16 protein-coding genes are annotated in these 15576 nt (G+C 61.9%); 12 read left to right on the top strand and 4 right to left on the bottom strand.

What is annotated here, in order from left to right; all coding sequences use genetic code 11:
* Positions 1-59: 59 nt before the first annotated feature.
* On the bottom strand, positions 60-881 hold the full coding sequence (locus FJ960_RS01535) for an SDR family oxidoreductase (protein ID WP_140711514.1): 822 nt from the start codon (positions 879-881) through the stop codon (positions 60-62).
* A 207-nt stretch (positions 882-1088) separates the two neighbouring features.
* Here FJ960_RS01535 and FJ960_RS01540 point away from each other — a divergent pair, with 207 nt between their 5' ends.
* The 5 genes from FJ960_RS01540 (at position 1089) to FJ960_RS01560 (ending at position 5020) form a co-directional block, all read left to right on the top strand.
* Entirely contained in the window at positions 1089-2123 is a 1035-nt protein-coding gene (locus tag FJ960_RS01540) for a cysteine synthase A (protein ID WP_140505239.1), read from the top strand.
* Complete coding sequence (locus FJ960_RS01545; RefSeq protein WP_140505240.1) at positions 2123-2866, top strand: alanyl-tRNA editing protein; 744 nt, start codon at positions 2123-2125, stop codon at positions 2864-2866. Before FJ960_RS01540 ends, FJ960_RS01545 begins: the two co-directional genes overlap by 1 nt.
* Positions 2867-2902: 36 nt before the next feature.
* Entirely contained in the window at positions 2903-3769 is an 867-nt protein-coding gene (gene sseA / locus FJ960_RS01550) for a 3-mercaptopyruvate sulfurtransferase (RefSeq protein WP_140505242.1), read from the top strand.
* A 4-nt stretch (positions 3770-3773) separates the two neighbouring features.
* Complete coding sequence (locus FJ960_RS01555; RefSeq protein ID WP_027145601.1) at positions 3774-4337, top strand: GNAT family N-acetyltransferase; 564 nt, start codon at positions 3774-3776, stop codon at positions 4335-4337.
* Positions 4338-4552: 215 nt separating this feature from the next.
* Positions 4553-5020, top strand: a complete 468-nt coding sequence (locus FJ960_RS01560; protein WP_027145602.1) for a DUF1203 domain-containing protein — start codon at positions 4553-4555, stop codon at positions 5018-5020.
* 221 nt (positions 5021-5241) lie between these two features.
* Here the strand turns inward: FJ960_RS01560 and ald are convergent, their stop codons facing one another.
* Positions 5242-6357 carry an alanine dehydrogenase gene (ald, locus tag FJ960_RS01565; RefSeq protein ID WP_019858003.1) on the bottom strand — a complete coding sequence of 372 codons (1116 nt, stop codon included), beginning with the start codon at positions 6355-6357 and terminating at the stop codon, positions 5242-5244.
* A gap of 157 nt (positions 6358-6514) precedes the next feature.
* Here ald and FJ960_RS01570 point away from each other — a divergent pair, with 157 nt between their 5' ends.
* Positions 6515-6988, top strand: a complete 474-nt coding sequence (locus FJ960_RS01570) for an Lrp/AsnC family transcriptional regulator (protein WP_015317948.1) — start codon at positions 6515-6517, stop codon at positions 6986-6988.
* Between the two features lie 143 nt (positions 6989-7131).
* On the opposite strand, the gene FJ960_RS01575 is transcribed toward FJ960_RS01570, so the two are convergent.
* On the bottom strand, positions 7132-7791 hold the full coding sequence (locus tag FJ960_RS01575) for a 5-formyltetrahydrofolate cyclo-ligase (RefSeq protein WP_140505244.1): 660 nt from the start codon (positions 7789-7791) through the stop codon (positions 7132-7134).
* Between the two features lie 164 nt (positions 7792-7955).
* Here FJ960_RS01575 and FJ960_RS01580 point away from each other — a divergent pair, with 164 nt between their 5' ends.
* On the top strand, positions 7956-9221 hold the full coding sequence (locus FJ960_RS01580; RefSeq protein WP_140711515.1) for an NAD(P)/FAD-dependent oxidoreductase: 1266 nt from the start codon (positions 7956-7958) through the stop codon (positions 9219-9221).
* Positions 9222-9372: 151 nt separating this feature from the next.
* Positions 9373-11352, top strand: a complete 1980-nt coding sequence (locus tag FJ960_RS01585) for a bifunctional 2',3'-cyclic-nucleotide 2'-phosphodiesterase/3'-nucleotidase (RefSeq protein ID WP_140711516.1) — start codon at positions 9373-9375, stop codon at positions 11350-11352.
* Between the two features lie 153 nt (positions 11353-11505).
* Here FJ960_RS01585 and FJ960_RS01590 read toward each other — a convergent pair whose 3' ends face one another.
* Positions 11506-12762 (bottom strand): cyclopropane-fatty-acyl-phospholipid synthase family protein, encoded by a 1257-nt coding sequence (locus FJ960_RS01590; protein WP_140711517.1) that lies wholly within the window; start codon positions 12760-12762, stop codon positions 11506-11508.
* Between the two features lie 332 nt (positions 12763-13094).
* Between FJ960_RS01590 and FJ960_RS30115 the strand changes: the two genes are divergently transcribed.
* From FJ960_RS30115 to kdsA, 4 genes are all read left to right on the top strand, one after another.
* Positions 13095-13229: a hypothetical protein gene (locus tag FJ960_RS30115; protein ID WP_263489212.1), complete on the top strand. Its 135-nt coding sequence runs from the start codon at positions 13095-13097 to the stop codon at positions 13227-13229.
* 134 nt (positions 13230-13363) lie between these two features.
* Complete coding sequence (locus tag FJ960_RS01595; RefSeq protein WP_027145608.1) at positions 13364-13654, top strand: Dabb family protein; 291 nt, start codon at positions 13364-13366, stop codon at positions 13652-13654.
* Between the two features lie 180 nt (positions 13655-13834).
* Complete coding sequence (locus FJ960_RS01600; RefSeq protein WP_140711518.1) at positions 13835-14719, top strand: VOC family protein; 885 nt, start codon at positions 13835-13837, stop codon at positions 14717-14719.
* Entirely contained in the window at positions 14716-15558 is an 843-nt protein-coding gene (gene kdsA, locus FJ960_RS01605; protein WP_027145610.1) for a 3-deoxy-8-phosphooctulonate synthase, read from the top strand. Before FJ960_RS01600 ends, kdsA begins: the two co-directional genes overlap by 4 nt.
* The last annotated feature ends 18 nt before the right edge of the window (positions 15559-15576 follow it).

Below are 15576 nucleotides of genomic sequence, written 5' to 3' on the forward strand. Positions count from 1 at the left end.
TGGTGGCCATGCACAGGCAACGGCCGTTCAGGCAGCCAAGCCACCAATCCTGTGGGCATCTACTTGTTGGGCGGTTTGCGCTCATAATACAGCGGCCGTGCCTTCCAGCTGGTCGTCAGGTTGATCACCCATCTGCATAAAGGCCTTGGCAGCATGCCAAGAATTTTCAGCGGCCAGCTCGTTCTATACGGGAAGGTGACTTCGAAGCCGCCGGACTTGATTCCCTTCACCATGCGGCGCGTCGCACGGCCAACCGGCATCAGGCCCGGCATCGGCAGCATGTTCTTTTCGGTCAGTGGCGTGTCGACGAAGCCGGGGTTTACCACCTGGACGCGGATGTTCATCTTGTCGAAATCATATTTCAGCGACTCGGCCAGGATGTTGATCGCCGCCTTGGTGCCACCATAGGCCGCCGTGGTCGGCCAGCCGAAATAGGCGGTCACCGAGCCGACCAGAACGACATGGCCACGCGCGCGCACCCGCATATACTCGACCACAGGCACCAGCCCATTGATGATGCCGAAATAGTTGACCTCGAAGGAGCGGCGGAAGTCCTTGACGACGAGCGACTCTCCAGGTGTCGCGATGTAGTGTCCGGCATTGAAGATGGCGAGCACGATCGGCCCGAGGTCCTTCTCGATCGCCGCCACCGTCTTTGCCATGCGCGGCTCGTCGGTGACGTCGCAGGGAAAGGACACGACCTTGCCCGGCATCTGTGCGGTCTCGACGATGAGCGTGTCGATCGGATCGTCGTCCAGCGCTGTCACCGCCACCGCATACCCTTGTGACGCCAGATCCCTGGCCAGCGAGCGGCCGATGCCGCTGCTGCCGCCCGTGACCCATGCGACGCCGTGTTTCGGATCGGCCCGATAGAGTGTCATGCTTGCGCCCCGCGGAGTTATTAGTGTCTTGCTCTAGCGGTGGAGAAATCGAATGAAAAGGGTGCTTCTCGACGCCAGGTGCAAATGGTCCCCAGCGACATCCATGCACCGCAGCGCCGGAAATGCGACTGGACCAGACGAATTCTTGCCTTGAAACCGAAGCGTTGGGTTTCTAGGGTTTCGGCGCACGTACACAAGGAATCCTGAATGCCCCGTTCTGTGATCGACGCGATCGGCAACACGCCTCTGATCCGCCTCAATAAAGCTTCCGAAGAGACCGGCTGCGAGATCCTGGGCAAGGCCGAGTTCATGAATCCGGGCCAGTCGGTCAAGGATCGCGCCGGGCTGTTCATCATCCGCGATGCCGAACAACGTGGCCTGTTGAAGCCGGGCGGTGTCATCGTCGAGGGGACGGCCGGCAACACCGGCATCGGGTTGACGCTCGTCGCCAAGGCACTCGGCTATCGCACGGTCATCGTCATCCCGGATACGCAGAGCCAGGAAAAGAAGGACACGATCAGGTTGCTCGGCGCCGAACTGATCGAAGTGCCCGCCGTGCCTTACAAGAACCCCAACAATTATGTGAAGCTGTCGGGGCGGCTGGCCGAGCAGATGGCGAGAACTGAGCCGAACGGCGCCATCTGGGCCAATCAGTTCGACAATGTCGCCAACCGCGATGGTCATATCCGTACCACGGCCGAGGAAATCTGGGCCCAGACCGGCGGCAAGGTCGACGGTTTCGTCTCGGCGGTGGGTTCGGGCGGAACGCTGGCCGGTGTCGGGCTCGGTTTGAGGGCCAGGAGCAAGAACGTCAAGATTGCGCTCGCCGATCCTCTCGGCGCCGCCCTCTACAGCTTCTATACCAGCGGCGAATTAAAGTCCGAAGGCAGTTCGATCACCGAAGGCATCGGGCAGGGGCGCATCACCGCCAATCTCGAAGGCTTCACGCCTGACTTCTCCTACCAGATCAAGGATGAGGACGCGCTGCCGATCGTCTTCGACCTGATCCAGGAGGAAGGCCTGTGCGTCGGCGGCTCGACTGGCATCAACATTGCCGGCGCGATGCGGCTGGCCAGGGAATTGGGCCCGGGCCACACCATCGTGACGATCCTCTGCGACTACGGCACGCGCTATCAGTCGAAGCTGTTCAACCCGGAATTCCTGCGCGACAAGAAGCTTCCTGTGCCGGGCTGGATGGAACTGCAGAGCAAGATCTCGGTGCCGTTCGAAAAGGTCGCGTGATGGCGCACAAGACAGAAGCGCTGTTTCGCGACGATGCCTATCTCAGGACGGCTGACGCCACGGTCGTCGCCATCAATGAGCGCGGCGGCATCATCCTCGACCGGACGATCTTTTATGCCACCTCTGGCGGCCAGCCGGGTGATAGCGGCACGTTGGAGTGTGCCGACGGCAGCCGCATCGAGATCGCCGCCACGATTACAGGCGAAACCAAGGACGAGATCATCCACGTGCCGGCGCCCGCGCAGACGGCACTGGCCGTTGGCGAGCGGGTGAAGCTGGCAATCTTCTGGGAGCGGCGGCACCTGCTGATGCGCATGCACGCTGCCTGCCACCTGCTGACAGTCGTCTGCCCGTTCCCGATCACCGGTGCGGCGGTTTCCGAGGACGACAGCCGTGTCGATTTCGACATTCCGGACGCCAGCTTCACCAAGGAAGATGTGACTGCCGGCATGATGGACCTGGTGAGGGCTGATCATCCCATCTTCACCAGGCTGATCAGCGACGAGGAATTGGCCGCCAATCCCGGCCTGGTGAAATCCAAGAATGTCCGACCGCCCGTTGGCACGGGCAATATCCGCCTCGTCTGCATCGGCGAAAGCGCCTCGGTGGACAGCCAGCCCTGCGGTGGCACGCATGTGAAGAGCACCGGCGAAATCGGCGAGGTCCACATCGGCAAGATCGAGAAGAAAGGCCGGGAGAACAGGCGCTTCCGCATCCGCTTCGGCCCCATGCCGGCGAACTGAACAGACAGACACCGTCAAAAGGCGGTAGGAGAGAAAATGGCCGAAGACAGTCCTTTCACCGTCGACGCCGACTGGCTGCAGGAGCGCTTGGGCCAGCCGGGCCTAACGATCATAGATGCCTCCTGGTATCTGCCGGCGCAAAAACGCGACGCGCGCGCCGAGTATGATGCTGCCCATATTCCAGGCGCCCGTTTCCTGGACCAGGATGCCGTTTCGGATCCCGACGCCGCCATGCCGCATACGCTGGCATCGCCGCAGCATTTCGCCCAGTATGTCGGCTCAATGGGCGTTTCGGCCGATGACACCATCGTCGTTTATGATGGCCCGGGTTTCTTCTCGGCGCCCCGGGCATGGTGGATGTTCCGCATCATGGGCGTCTTCCAGACCTATATTCTGGACGGCGGTTTCGACAACTGGAAGGCGTCCGACCGGCCGGTAACAGCCGAGCCGACCAAGATCGCGCCAAGCGTCTTTCATGCTGATTTCGATGCCGGTCGCGTCGTCGGTTTGGCCGACATGCGCCGGATCGTCGATACGAAAGCAAGCCAGATTGCCGACGCCCGGGGACCGGGCCGCTTTACCGGTGCCGAGCCCGAGCCCCGCGCTGGCATCCGCTCCGGCCATATGCCGGGCGCACGCAACATCCCTTATTCGGCGCTTTCCGAAAACGGCAGGCTGCTGCCGAAGGACCGTTTGCGCAAGGTGATAGAGAACTCCGGTATCGACCTGTCCAAACCAGTGGTCACATCCTGCGGCTCCGGCGTCACCGCTGCGGTGGTCACGCTGGCGCTGGAGACGCTTGGCCACACCGACAACAGGCTTTATGACGGCTCATGGACCGAGTGGGGCGGGCTGTCCGATACGCCGGTCGTGACCGGCCCAGCGAAGACCGGCAAGGAATGAATTGATGGAAAACGGCGTGCTGCAGGATATTGAAGTCACGGTGACTTTTCTGGAGATGCATGCCCCACAGGCCGCCTCGCCACCGGTGCCCTACAACCGTCAGGTCGCACTGCTGAAGACCAGGGATATTCCCTTGCATTTCTACCGCTACCTGATGGACCGGGTGGGGCGCAAATGGCACTGGGTGAATGTTCTAAGGCTGAATGACGACGAGCTGTCGGCCGGAATCCACCGCGAGGATCGCGACATCAGGGTGCTCTATCTCGACGGTTCGCCGGCAGGCTTCTTCGACCTCAAGCCGCATCTGCCCGAGGAAGTCGAACTCGCCTATTTCGGCATGATGGAACACGCCACCGGGCAAGGCATCGGCCGCTGGTTCCTTGGCTCGGCGATTGCGGCGGCGTGGTCGTATGGGCCGAAACGGGTGACGGTGCAGACCTGCACGCTCGACCACCCCGCAGCGCTGCCGCTCTACCAGAAGCTCGGTTTCAAGCCGGTCGCTCAGAAGAAAGAGGTCGTGCATCCCCTACCTTTCGCCGAGCGCTCGGCCAGCGTCATGCGGCCGTAACTCCAGCCGGAATCTGAACCGCCGCTTCGACGATTTCATCAAGTGATTTGTCGCACTGATTAGCCGGCTTATGTCTGGAGATGCCGGGGATCCCATCGAAGGTCTACGGGGACCTATCCTCACATCGGATCGGTTCCCGGATGCTTGGCGGGAATCGGGTGGGAAGCCCTGTCGCGAGCGGGTAATTTCCGGTCGACAGCAGCGGAGATCTTGCCATGACCATCCAGTTCACAGCTCTGCCGACCGAAGATGTAAGGGCCCTGCAGCGCGGCGGTCCCGATGCCTATGGCCAGACGCCCGAGCGGAAAATCTCTGACGGTGATGGCATGCCTTGCCGGCATTGCCTTAGGAATATCGCCGCCGGGGATGTCTACCTAATCCTCGCCTACCGGCCATTTCCGAACCCTCAGCCCTACGCTGAAACAGGGCCGATCTTCCTGCATGCCCAGGAGTGCGAGCGTGCCGCCGGGGCAGGACTGCCGCCGGAGATTCTCGATAGCCCGGACTATATCGTGCGCGGCTATGGCAGCGATGATCGTATCGTCTACGGTAGCGGTGGCGTCATCCCGACCCAAGCAATTGCCGCACGAGCCGAGACCTTGTTCGAGCGTGAAGACATTGCCTATGTGCATGTCCGCTCGGCGCGCAACAATTGCTACCAGTGCCGTATCGAGCGCGCATGAGATGCAACGATTGCCGATAGAAAGCTTCTGTCGCACTGCTGTCGCATGGACGCGCTAGAAAGCCGTTGTCGATCGATTGGCCGACCGCGGATGAACCGGCGGCAAATCTCGATATCGAGGAAGCGGGGCTTTGGCTCCGCTTTTTTGTTGCCTGCACCGATCGCTCAAGAAAAAACCCGCCGGTTTGAGCCGGCGGGGACTGAAGGAAGCTTTCGGGTGTATTAAGCCGCGAGCACTGCCTTCGGCTCGACCAGTTCATAGCCGAGCGCTTCGGCGACCGCGCGGTTGGTGATCTTGCCCTTGTGGACGTTGAGGCCGTTGCGCAGGTGATGGTCGTCGACCAGGGCCTTCAGGCCCTTGTCGGCGAGCTGCAGGCCATAGTGCAGCGTTGCGTTATTCAGCGCATGGGCCGAAGTGACCGGCACCGCACCAGGCATGTTGGCGACGCAGTAGTGGATGACACCGTCGACTTCGTAGGTGGGTTCGGCATGGGTGGTCGCGTGCGAGGTCTCGAAGCAGCCGCCTTGGTCGATGGCGACATCGACCAGTACCGAGCCCTTTTTCATGCCGGACAGCATTTCGCGGGTGACAAGCTTCGGCGCGGCAGCGCCCGGGATGAGCACGGCGCCGACGACGATGTCGGCCGAGAAGCATTCTTCCTCGAGCGCCTCGACGGTCGAATAACGGGTGTGGACCCGGCCGGCGAAGAGATCGTCGAGCTGGCGCAGACGCGGGATCGAGCGGTCGATGATGGTGACATCTGCGCCAAGGCCGGCGGCCATGCGGGCCGCGTGGAGGCCAACAACGCCACCGCCGAGCACGGTGACCTTGCCGGGCAGCACGCCGGGCACGCCGCCGAGCAGCACGCCGCGGCCGCCATTGGCCTTCTGCAGCGCCGTGGCGCCGGCCTGGATCGACAGGCGGCCAGCGACTTCCGACATTGGCGCCAGAAGCGGCAGCCCGCCACGATCGTCGGTCACGGTTTCATAGGCAATCGCGGTGACGCCCGAAGCGAGCAGGCCCTTGGTCTGTTCCGGATCCGGGGCCAAGTGGAGATAGGTGTAGAGGATCTGGCCTTCGCGCAGCTGTACCCACTCATTGGGCTGCGGCTCCTTGACCTTGACGATCATGTCCGACTTGGCGAACACGTCGGCGGCCGTCTTGGCGATGGTGGCGCCGGCGGCGCGATAGGCATTGTCATCGGCGCCGATGCCGGCGCCCGCGCCGGCCTCGACCAGAACTTCATGGCCATGGGCGACATATTCGCGGACCGAGCCCGGCGTGAGGCCGACACGGTATTCGTGGTTCTTGATTTCCTTGGGGCAGCCGACGCGCATTTTCTTCTCCTGATCCGGGCCCTTTTGGGCTCACTCCCTGTATGGACGCAGTGAACCATGAATCGGCGCGCAGGTGTTTGCGAATGCGCTTGCAGGAGCGCGCGTCCTTCGATAATCGTTGCGAAAAATGTACCGATATTCGCAGGAATCACGAAGAATGCCGCTCGACAGGATTGATATCGCCATTCTGGAGACATTGCAGAAGGATGGTCGGATGCCGAACGCGGCCCTTGCCGAAAAGGTCGGCCTGTCGCAGTCGGCCTGTTCGCGCCGGCTCGACAATCTGGAAAAATCCGGAACTATTCGCGGCTACCACGCCCGGCTGTCCAATGCAGCCCTTGGCCACCAGATGACGGCGATCGTCCACATATCGCTCTCCGGCCAGTTCGAGAAGACGCTGTCGGACTTCGAAGCGGCGATCAAACGCTGTCCGAACGTACTGTCGTGCCACCTGATGTCGGGCGAGTACGATTATATCCTGAGGATCGCGGCGAAGGATCTCGTCGACTACGAGCGCATCCACAAGGAATGGTTGTCGGCGATGCCGCACGTAACGAAGATCAATTCGTCCTTCGCCTTGCGCGAAATCGTCGACCGAACGGCCATGGGGTTGAAGCCGGAAATGGCTTAGAGCCCGACCGAAACCTCGTTCCTATGGCCATCTGAAGGCGTTTTCTGCGCTCCGGTGCTCACGGACCCAAATGTCCGCTGCGCTCCGGTTCTCGAAACACCTCCATATGACTCACATGAACGAGCTTCGAAACGGGCTCTAACTTACGCCGTGGCAGCCTCCGTCACGATCCGGTCCATGGGGATGTCGTGCCACTGCGGATAGATGGTGGCGATGCGCTGCAATTCGTAGCCGACGCCGATGACCAGTGGCTTGAACGACATGGCGGCCAGCGTGCGGTCGAAGAAGCCGCCGCCATAGCCCAGCCGATAGCTTGCCGGATCAATGCCGACAATGGGCGAGATCACGATGTCCGGCAGCACCGGATCGCCTTCGGCCGGGATCGGGATGTTCCACACCCCTTTCTCCAGCCGGTCGCCCGGTTTGTAGGCGCGAAAGATCAACGGCTGACCCTTTTCGACAACGATGGGCAACGCGGTGCGGCCGCCTTGCGCGTTGATCGACGCCATCCATGGCCGCAAATCCGGCTCGCCGCGAAACGGCCAGTAGAGGCTGACCATCCGGCCTGCTACGCCACCGATCACTGCCTCGAGGCCTTCCGCGATGCGTTGCGACATTGCCGTTCGCGCTTCGGCGGAAACGGCAAGGCGCGCCGCGATCAGACGCTCACGCTCGGCCTTGCGCCAGCGCCTGACGTCGGTCCAGTCGCTGAGCGGTGCTTGGAACGCGGGATCGAGCTCATGCAGGAAGCAGGGTGGCGAGGCATACTGTGCCGGACCCTGTTCGTCATGATCTTTAGCCATGCCTCACCTCATCTCGCCTTCGATGACGCTATACCTCGCGATACGATACAACATGCGCATTCACGACATGGCACGACGAGTCTCGCGCACTGTCCTGCCATTGTTGCATTGCACAAAAATACCTACATCTAGGCAGGCAATCTTGCCCATCAAGGGTGAACGAAATGAGCGATGCCAGACACCATGTCGTCGTCGTCGGCGCCGGGTTCGGTGGCCTTGAATTCACCCGCGCGCTGGCCGGTGTACCAGTGCGCATCACCATGATCGACAAGCGCAACCATCATCTGTTCCAGCCGCTGCTCTATCAGGTGGCAACCACGGCGCTGGCGACCTCGGAGGTTGCCTGGCCGATCCGCCATCTCCTGCGCAAGCGCAAGGATGTGATCACGCTGCTGGCCAATGTCACGGGAGTCGACCGGGCCGGCAAACGTGTTTTGCTCGACGATGGCAGCACCGTCGCCTACGACACGCTGGTGCTCGCCACCGGCGCGCGCCACGCCTATTTCGGCCATCACGAATGGGAGCCTTTCGCACCGGGCCTGAAGACATTGGAGGACGCCACCACCATTCGGCGCCGCATTCTTCTGGCCTTCGAGCAAGCGGAGCGGGAACCCGACCCCGCCAGGCGCCAGGCGCTGCTGACCATTGCCATCGTCGGCGGCGGGCCGACCGGCGTCGAACTTGCCGGAACCATTGCCGAACTGGCGCATGACACGCTGCGCGGCGAATTCCGCAACATCGATACGCGCCAGACGCGCGTGGTGCTGATCGAGGCCGGCGACCGCATTCTGGCCAATTTCGCGCCGACGCTCTCCGACTATGCCGGGAAGGCGCTCGAACGGCTTGGTGTTGTGGTCGAGCTTGGCCGGGCCGTCACGCGCTGCGATGCCGAAGGCGTGGTTTTTGGCGACACGGTTCTGCCGGCACGCACGATCCTGTGGGCAGCCGGCGTCGCCGCTTCGCCCGCCGCCGAATGGCTGGGAGCGAAGGCGGACCGAGCCGGCAGGGTATTGGTCGAGCCTGATCTCAGTGTGCCCGGCAGCCCGGAAATTTTTGTCATCGGCGACGCAGCGCTTGTGCTGCGGCCCGACGGACGGCCGGTGCCCGGCGTGGCACCTTCCGCCAAGCAGGAGGGACGGCATGTTGCCGCGACTGTCAAGGCCAGGCTTGCCGGCGACACGAGCCCGCGGCCTTTCCATTACAAGCATGCCGGTGATCTGGCGACGATCGGCAAGCGCGCGGCCGCGATCGATTTCGGCTGGATCAAGCTGACCGGCTGGCTCGCCTGGTGGCTCTGGGGCATCGCCCACATCTATTTCCTGATCGGTTTCCGCAACCGGCTTGCGGTTTCGCTGAGCTGGCTATGGATCTACGTCACAGGCCAGCGCAGCGCCCGGCTGATCACCCAGGGCGACGACGACAAGAGCTGACTTTCTTCACCGCGCTTTTCATCGGGCCGTCATCTGTAGCTGATGGATTGGCGTGCCGATGCGCGCGACTTCTTGAGTGGACTTGAGCCGGTTTCAGCGCGAAGTTCGCCTCGGGGCAGGGCTTGTCAGGTCGTCGAAGTAAGGAGAAAACATGTCGCAACTGCTCCATCCCGTCTCTCGCCGTGGTCTCCTTGCGGGGGCCGCTGCCACAGGGGCGCTGATCATGCTTCATCCCTTCTCCGCCCGTGCGCAGGCCAACCAGGCGCATCTGAGAATCATGGAAACCACCGATATCCATGTGAACGTGCTGCCCTATGATTACTACGCCGACAAAGCCAATGACACGATGGGCCTGTCGCGCACGGCGTCCCTGATCGACGCCGTCCGCAAGGAAGCCGCGAATTCGATGCTGATCGACAATGGCGACCTTTTGCAGGGCAATCCGATGGGCGACTACATCGCCTATGAAAAGGGCCTGAAGGAGGGCGATCTCCATCCGATCATGAAAGGCATGAACCTGCTCGGCTATGAGTGTTCGACACTTGGCAACCACGAATTCAACTACGGCCTGTCCTTTCTGGACAAGGTACTGGCCGGCGCCAACTTCCCGTTCGTCTGCGCCAATCTCATCCGGGGCACCGAGCTTGCCGCCAACCCGCGCGACGACAAGCTCTACCTCAAGCCCTACATAATCCTGGACAAGAAGATTAAGGACGGGTCAGGCGCGGAACAGCCGATCAGGATCGGCATCATCGGTTTCGTACCGCCCCAGATCATGATCTGGGACCTCAAGAATCTCGAAGGCAACGTCAAGACGCGCGACATCGTCGAGGCGGCGAAGGCCTGGGTGCCGCAGATGAAGGAGGAGGGTGCCGATATCGTCATCGCGCTCTCGCATTCCGGCATCGACGTCAAACAGGGTGACATGATGGAGAACGCCTCGTTCTTCGTCGCCGGCGTCGAAGGCATCGACGCGGTCTTCACCGGCCACCAGCACCTGGTCTTCCCCGGCAAGAAGGATTTCCAGGCGCTAGAGGGCGTTGACGCACAGAAGGGGACGCTGCAAGGCAAACCCGCCGTCATGGGCGGTTTCTGGGGCTCGCATATGGGCCTGATCGACCTGATGCTGGAACGCGACGGGTCGAAGTGGAAAGTGGTCTCGGCGACATCGGAGGCGCGGCCGATCTTCGAGCGTGTCGACAACAAGAACAAGCCGATCGTCCCGGACGACAAGCGCATCATTGCCGCTGTCGAGCAGGACCACGAGGCGACGCTCGCCTATGTGCGCCGCCCTGTCGGCAAGACCTCGGCGCCGCTCTATTCCTATTTCGCGCTGGTGGCCGATGATCCGTCGGTGCAAATCGTCAACCAGGCGCAGAGCTGGTATCTCAAGGATATCCTGAAGAGCACCCAGTGGAAGGACGTGCCGATGTTGTCGGCGGCGGCGCCCTTCAAGGCTGGCGGGCGCAGCGGCGCCGACTACTACACCGACGTGCCGGTGGGCGACATCGCAATCAAGAACGTCGCCGACCTCTATCTCTATCCGAACACGGTTCGCGCGGTTGAGATCACGGGTGCGCAGGTGAAGGAATGGCTGGAGATGTCGGCCGGCATCTTCAAAAAGATCGAGGCAGGGAAGGCTGACCAGCCGCTGATCGACCCTGAATTCCCCTCCTATAATTTCGATGTCATCGATGGCGTCAGCTACAGGATAGACCTGTCGCAGCCGCCGAAATACGATTCGAAGGGCGGCGTCGCCAATGCCGGTTCCAATCGAATTGTCGACCTGAAATTCGACGGCAAGCCGATTGATCCAGCAGCGAAATTCATCGTTGCGACCAACAACTATCGTGCCGGCGGCGGTGGCAATTTTCCCGACATCAATGCCTCGAAGATCATCTACGAGGCGCCTGACACCAACCGCGACGTCATCGTCCGCTACGTCATCAGCCAAGGCACCATCAACCCGACGGCGGATGGCAACTGGTCGTTCGCGCCGTTGCCGGGAGCCAGCGTCGTCTTCGAGACAGGCGTCAAGGCAAAGGACTTCATTGCCGATGTGAAGTCGCTGAGGATCGAGCCTGCCGGCGAGGGCGAAGCTGGTTTTGCCAGATATCGCATTTTTCTCTGATAAGGCCGTCAAAGCCGGATGCGGTCAGTCTTGGCCGCATCCCCAAGGCCTCCAGTCAGCTCTTTCGAGGGTGGGCGGCGCGGATCGCCCTTGATCACCGGCATGACAAGATCCAGCGCATCCGTGGAAAAGCCGCTGTCAGCCTGGCCAGCCTTACGCCTTGTAGACCACCTGGCGCACGTCGATATAGCTGGTGCGGAAACCGGCCTCGCAATAATGCAGGTAGAATTCCCAGAGCTTCTTGAAACGATCGTCGAAGCCGAGCGGCACGATCTTTTCCCACGATCCCCGGAAACGCTGGCGCCATTCGGAAAGCGTGCGGGCATAGTCCTCGGGGAAAACGCGTTCGCGTAGATGGGCAAGGCCGTGCGTTGCGCCAAGCGACTTCAAGATGGACGGCGTCGGCAGCATGCCGCCCGGGAAGACGTAGCGCTGGATGAAATCCGGCCTGGCGCGGTAGGTGTCGTAGGCGGCTTCGTTGATGGTGATGATCTGCAGCCCCGCGGTGCCGTCGGGCTTCAGGCAAGCCTTCATCTTGGAGAAGAATACCGGCCAGTATTTCTCGCCTACAGCCTCGAACATCTCAATCGAGGCGATGCGATCGTAAGTGCCGGTTTCATCGCGGTAATCTTGCAGCTTGATGTCGACCTTGTCGGCAAGCCCGGCCTTGGCGATGCGTGCCTTGGCGAAATCGTGCTGCTCGCGGCTGATGGTCAATCCGGTAACCCGGCAGCCGATTTCGCGCGCCGCGAATTCGGCAAAGCCGCCCCAGCCGCAGCCGATCTCCAGCACATGATCCTTGCCACTTATGCCCGTATCCCTGGCCAGCTCCCGATATTTGGCGGCTTGGGCGCTCTCGAGATCGTTGGCGCCATTGGCATAAAGCGCCGAGGAATAGGTCATGCTCGGGTCGAGCCATTCCTTGTAGAAGGCATTGCCGAGATCGTAATGCGCCGAGATATTGCGCTTCGACCCCGTGCGGGTGTTCTCGTTGAACCAGTGGCGGATGCGCTGGACCGTGTTGATGAGCCAGCTGGCGCCGCCCGCGACGCGTTCGCCGATCGCCGAGTTGACCACAAACAGTTCGAGGAAGCTGGTGACGTCAGGGCTTTCCCAATCGCCGTCCATATAGGATTCGGCAACGCCGATCGTGCCGCCGGAAAAGGCGCGGCCTGGCAGACGCCAGTTCTTGAGCACGAGTTCGGCGTCGGGACCCGGCGCCTTGCCGCCGACGAGAACGGCGCGGCCGTCCGGCATCCTGACCTTCAGCGATCCGCGCGGCAGGCTCATGGCCGCCGACAGCACCATGCGCGCCTTGGCCGGCAGGCCCTTGACGATCTCGGCGAAATTGAATTCATCGAGCCTGACCGCTTCGCTCGGCACTATGCCGTGATGTTCCCCGTGTCCCATTCCATGCCCCTGGATCTCCGTGGCGTCGGCGCAATTGCCGAGCTACGGTTCCCTTGGATCATCCGCCGGGTTCGAACGCCCTTGCCTCGACCGGTAGCTTGCGGATCCGGCGACAGGCGGGCTCGAACGAAAGCGCGCCCCTTAGCCAGAGCTTCAGCGCTTCCAGTGAATGCCTGCCACAATCTTCCACGTCATGAGGGGGAACTTCAAGAGGCATGCCGAAAGCTGGACCGTGCCACGCGGCGCCCGGCATCTGACGCCTTGCGTAAGGTCGCTGCAGCCCAATCAAAAACGCCTATGGCAGCAGCAGTGCTAGTACGATAGCTTTAGCCATGCGTTATGTAATTGTCATTGCCGCCATCGCGTTCTTCCTGATCTGGGACGGCCTCTACAATCAGGGCCGGTATCTCGACGTCACGGTCAGGGAGGTTTCCCATGCGGTGCGCTACGTCACCGGCAAGACCTAGACATCCCCTTCAAATTGGCAGCTGAGGTCCAGCACCGATCGAGGCGCGTCGCAGGGACGTGTGGCGCCATGACCGGTTGACGCGAGGAGACCGCCGTCACAAAAGACCCCGACATTCAGATCGAGGAGGCGGGATTGATCCGGCATATCGTTTTCTTCAGCGCACGGCGCAAGGAAGATGTGGAAGCAGTTCGCACCGGGCTGCTGGCGCTCGGCGATATTCCTCATTCCAGCCTTTTCGAGGTCACGTTGAACACCAAGGTCGACCCGCTGTCGGATGAAGTTGATGTCGTCGTCTACGCGGAATTCGCCGATGACGCGGCGCTGGCCGCCTACAAGGCGCACCCGCTCTATGCGCAGACCACCAGCAACGTCAAACCAATGCGCGAACTGCGCTATTCCGCTGATGTCGTGGCCGGAAGCTGATCCAGCGCTTGCTCCAGAAGGTGCCGTTCGCGGCGCCCCGTGAAATAACCGGACAGCATGTGAAGGCCGCCGGGAAGGTTGATGGCCTTCCGCCAGGCCCGCAATTCGTCCAGCGCGACGAGCCGCCGCCGGCGACCAAGGTCTTGAACCGATCTTCCGAATGATGCACATCGCGCTTCCATGACCTCATCAGGCATTCATCCGCTCGATCATCTGGTTTTGCCGACACAGAGCCTCGATGCCGCGCGCGCCCGGCTCGACGCGCTTGGCTTCGTCGTCGCTCCGACCGGCGTCCATCCCTTTGGCACGGAAAACTGCTGCGTTTTCCTTGCTGACGGCACCTATCTGGAGCCGCTTGCGATTGGCAGTGAACAGGCTGCGACAGAGGCGGCTGCCGAGGGCAATGTCTTCGTTGCGCGCGACCGCCTCTATCGCGAAAGCCATGGCAACGAGGGATTTTCCGCGGTGGTTCTTGGCACGGACAATGCCGATGGCGACCATGAACGCTATGTCAAAGCTGGCCTGTCGGCGGGAGACACGCTGAGCTTCTCGCGAACCTTCACCGACGCGGCGGGCAAAAGCGATACGGCCTCGTTCAAGCTCGCCTTTGCTGCGGCTCACGGCCAAACGGACGCATTTCTTTTTACCTGCCAACGCGTCAATGCGCCGAAAGTGGACCGCGCAGCATTGCAGGCTCACCCCAACGGCGTCGACGGAATTGTCGAGGTGATTGCAATCAGCGGCGGCGCCCCAGCCGAGCAGCACCGGCTGATTTCAGTGGCGGTCAACGACCCGTCCGCCGATACGCAAGGCGGCGCTTTTCATCTGCCGAACGCGATCTTGACCGTCCTGGACGCCGCCTCTTTCACGGCGCGCTTTGGAATGCCGGCCGGGGCGCCATCAGAATTGCGCTTCGCCGCCGTGGTTTTTTCAATCCGCGACATTGACGCCGCCGCAAGCCTGCTTGCGGCCAATGCCATCGAACACGATATGTCGGGCAATGACATTATCGTGCGGCCGGCACCCGGGCAGGGCGCGGCTTTCATCTTTCGGGAGATCCAATGAGCAACCCCCTGGCGCCCAATTCGTCGGTAACCGTCGGCAATGTCGTCTTCGACAATGCGGGGCCCCTCGCGCTGATCGCCGGCCCGTGCCAGTTTGAATCGCGCCAGCACGCCTTCGATATGGCCGGTGCGCTGAAGGAACTGACCGGCAGGCTCGGCATCGGCCTCGTCTACAAGACGAGCTATGACAAGGCCAACCGCACGTCTCTTTCGGCAACGCGTGGTGCCGGCATGGACGCCGCGCTTCCCGTCTTCGATGAATTGCGCAAGGAATTCTCGCTTCCCGTGCTGACCGATGTCCACACCGAGGAGCAGTGCGCGATTGTTGCTCCGCATGTCGATGTGCTGCAGATACCGGCGTTCCTGTCGCGCCAGACCGATATGCTGGTCGCCGCCGCAAGGACGGGCAAGGTCATCAATGTCAAGAAGGGGCAATTCCTCGCGCCTTGGGACATGAAGAACGTGGTCGCCAAGATCACCGGTTCCGGCAATGCCAATGTGCTGACCACCGAGCGTGGCGCTTCTTTCGGCTACAACACACTGGTGTCGGATATGCGCGCTCTGCCTGTCATGGCCGAGATCGGCGCCCCGGTGATCTTCGACGCCACCCATTCGGTGCAGCAGCCGGGCGGGCAGGGCGGGTCGTCTGGCGGGGAGCGCCGCTTTGTCGAGACGCTGGCCCGCGCGGCCGTTGCCGTCGGCGTTGCCGGCGTCTTTATCGAGACCCATCAGGACCCCGACAATTCGACCTCTTCCGATGGTCCCAACATGGTGCCGCTGAAAGACATGCCGGCACTGCTGGAAAGGCTGATGGCCTTCGACAGGATCGCAAAGGGCTGAAAAGCCGCCGCCTTGTAG

This window comes from Mesorhizobium sp. B2-3-11 (assembly GCF_006442215.1).
GTDB classification, from domain to species: Bacteria; Pseudomonadota; Alphaproteobacteria; order Rhizobiales; family Rhizobiaceae; genus Mesorhizobium; species Mesorhizobium salmacidum.

Coding starts and splice junctions, on each gene's coding strand:
- FJ960_RS01535 (WP_140711514.1), bottom strand. CDS start 881: ATGACACTCTATCGGGCCGATCCGAAACACGGCGTCGCATGGGTCACG.
- FJ960_RS01540 (WP_140505239.1), top strand. CDS start 1,089: ATGCCCCGTTCTGTGATCGACGCGATCGGCAACACGCCTCTGATCCGC.
- FJ960_RS01545 (WP_140505240.1), top strand. CDS start 2,123: ATGGCGCACAAGACAGAAGCGCTGTTTCGCGACGATGCCTATCTCAGG.
- sseA (WP_140505242.1), top strand. CDS start 2,903: ATGGCCGAAGACAGTCCTTTCACCGTCGACGCCGACTGGCTGCAGGAG.
- FJ960_RS01555 (WP_027145601.1), top strand. CDS start 3,774: ATGGAAAACGGCGTGCTGCAGGATATTGAAGTCACGGTGACTTTTCTG.
- FJ960_RS01560 (WP_027145602.1), top strand. CDS start 4,553: ATGACCATCCAGTTCACAGCTCTGCCGACCGAAGATGTAAGGGCCCTG.
- ald (WP_019858003.1), bottom strand. CDS start 6,357: ATGCGCGTCGGCTGCCCCAAGGAAATCAAGAACCACGAATACCGTGTC.
- FJ960_RS01570 (WP_015317948.1), top strand. CDS start 6,515: ATGCCGCTCGACAGGATTGATATCGCCATTCTGGAGACATTGCAGAAG.
- FJ960_RS01575 (WP_140505244.1), bottom strand. CDS start 7,791: ATGGCTAAAGATCATGACGAACAGGGTCCGGCACAGTATGCCTCGCCA.
- FJ960_RS01580 (WP_140711515.1), top strand. CDS start 7,956: ATGAGCGATGCCAGACACCATGTCGTCGTCGTCGGCGCCGGGTTCGGT.
- FJ960_RS01585 (WP_140711516.1), top strand. CDS start 9,373: ATGTCGCAACTGCTCCATCCCGTCTCTCGCCGTGGTCTCCTTGCGGGG.
- FJ960_RS01590 (WP_140711517.1), bottom strand. CDS start 12,762: ATGGGACACGGGGAACATCACGGCATAGTGCCGAGCGAAGCGGTCAGG.
- FJ960_RS30115 (WP_263489212.1), top strand. CDS start 13,095: ATGCGTTATGTAATTGTCATTGCCGCCATCGCGTTCTTCCTGATCTGG.
- FJ960_RS01600 (WP_140711518.1), top strand. CDS start 13,835: ATGACCTCATCAGGCATTCATCCGCTCGATCATCTGGTTTTGCCGACA.
- kdsA (WP_027145610.1), top strand. CDS start 14,716: ATGAGCAACCCCCTGGCGCCCAATTCGTCGGTAACCGTCGGCAATGTC.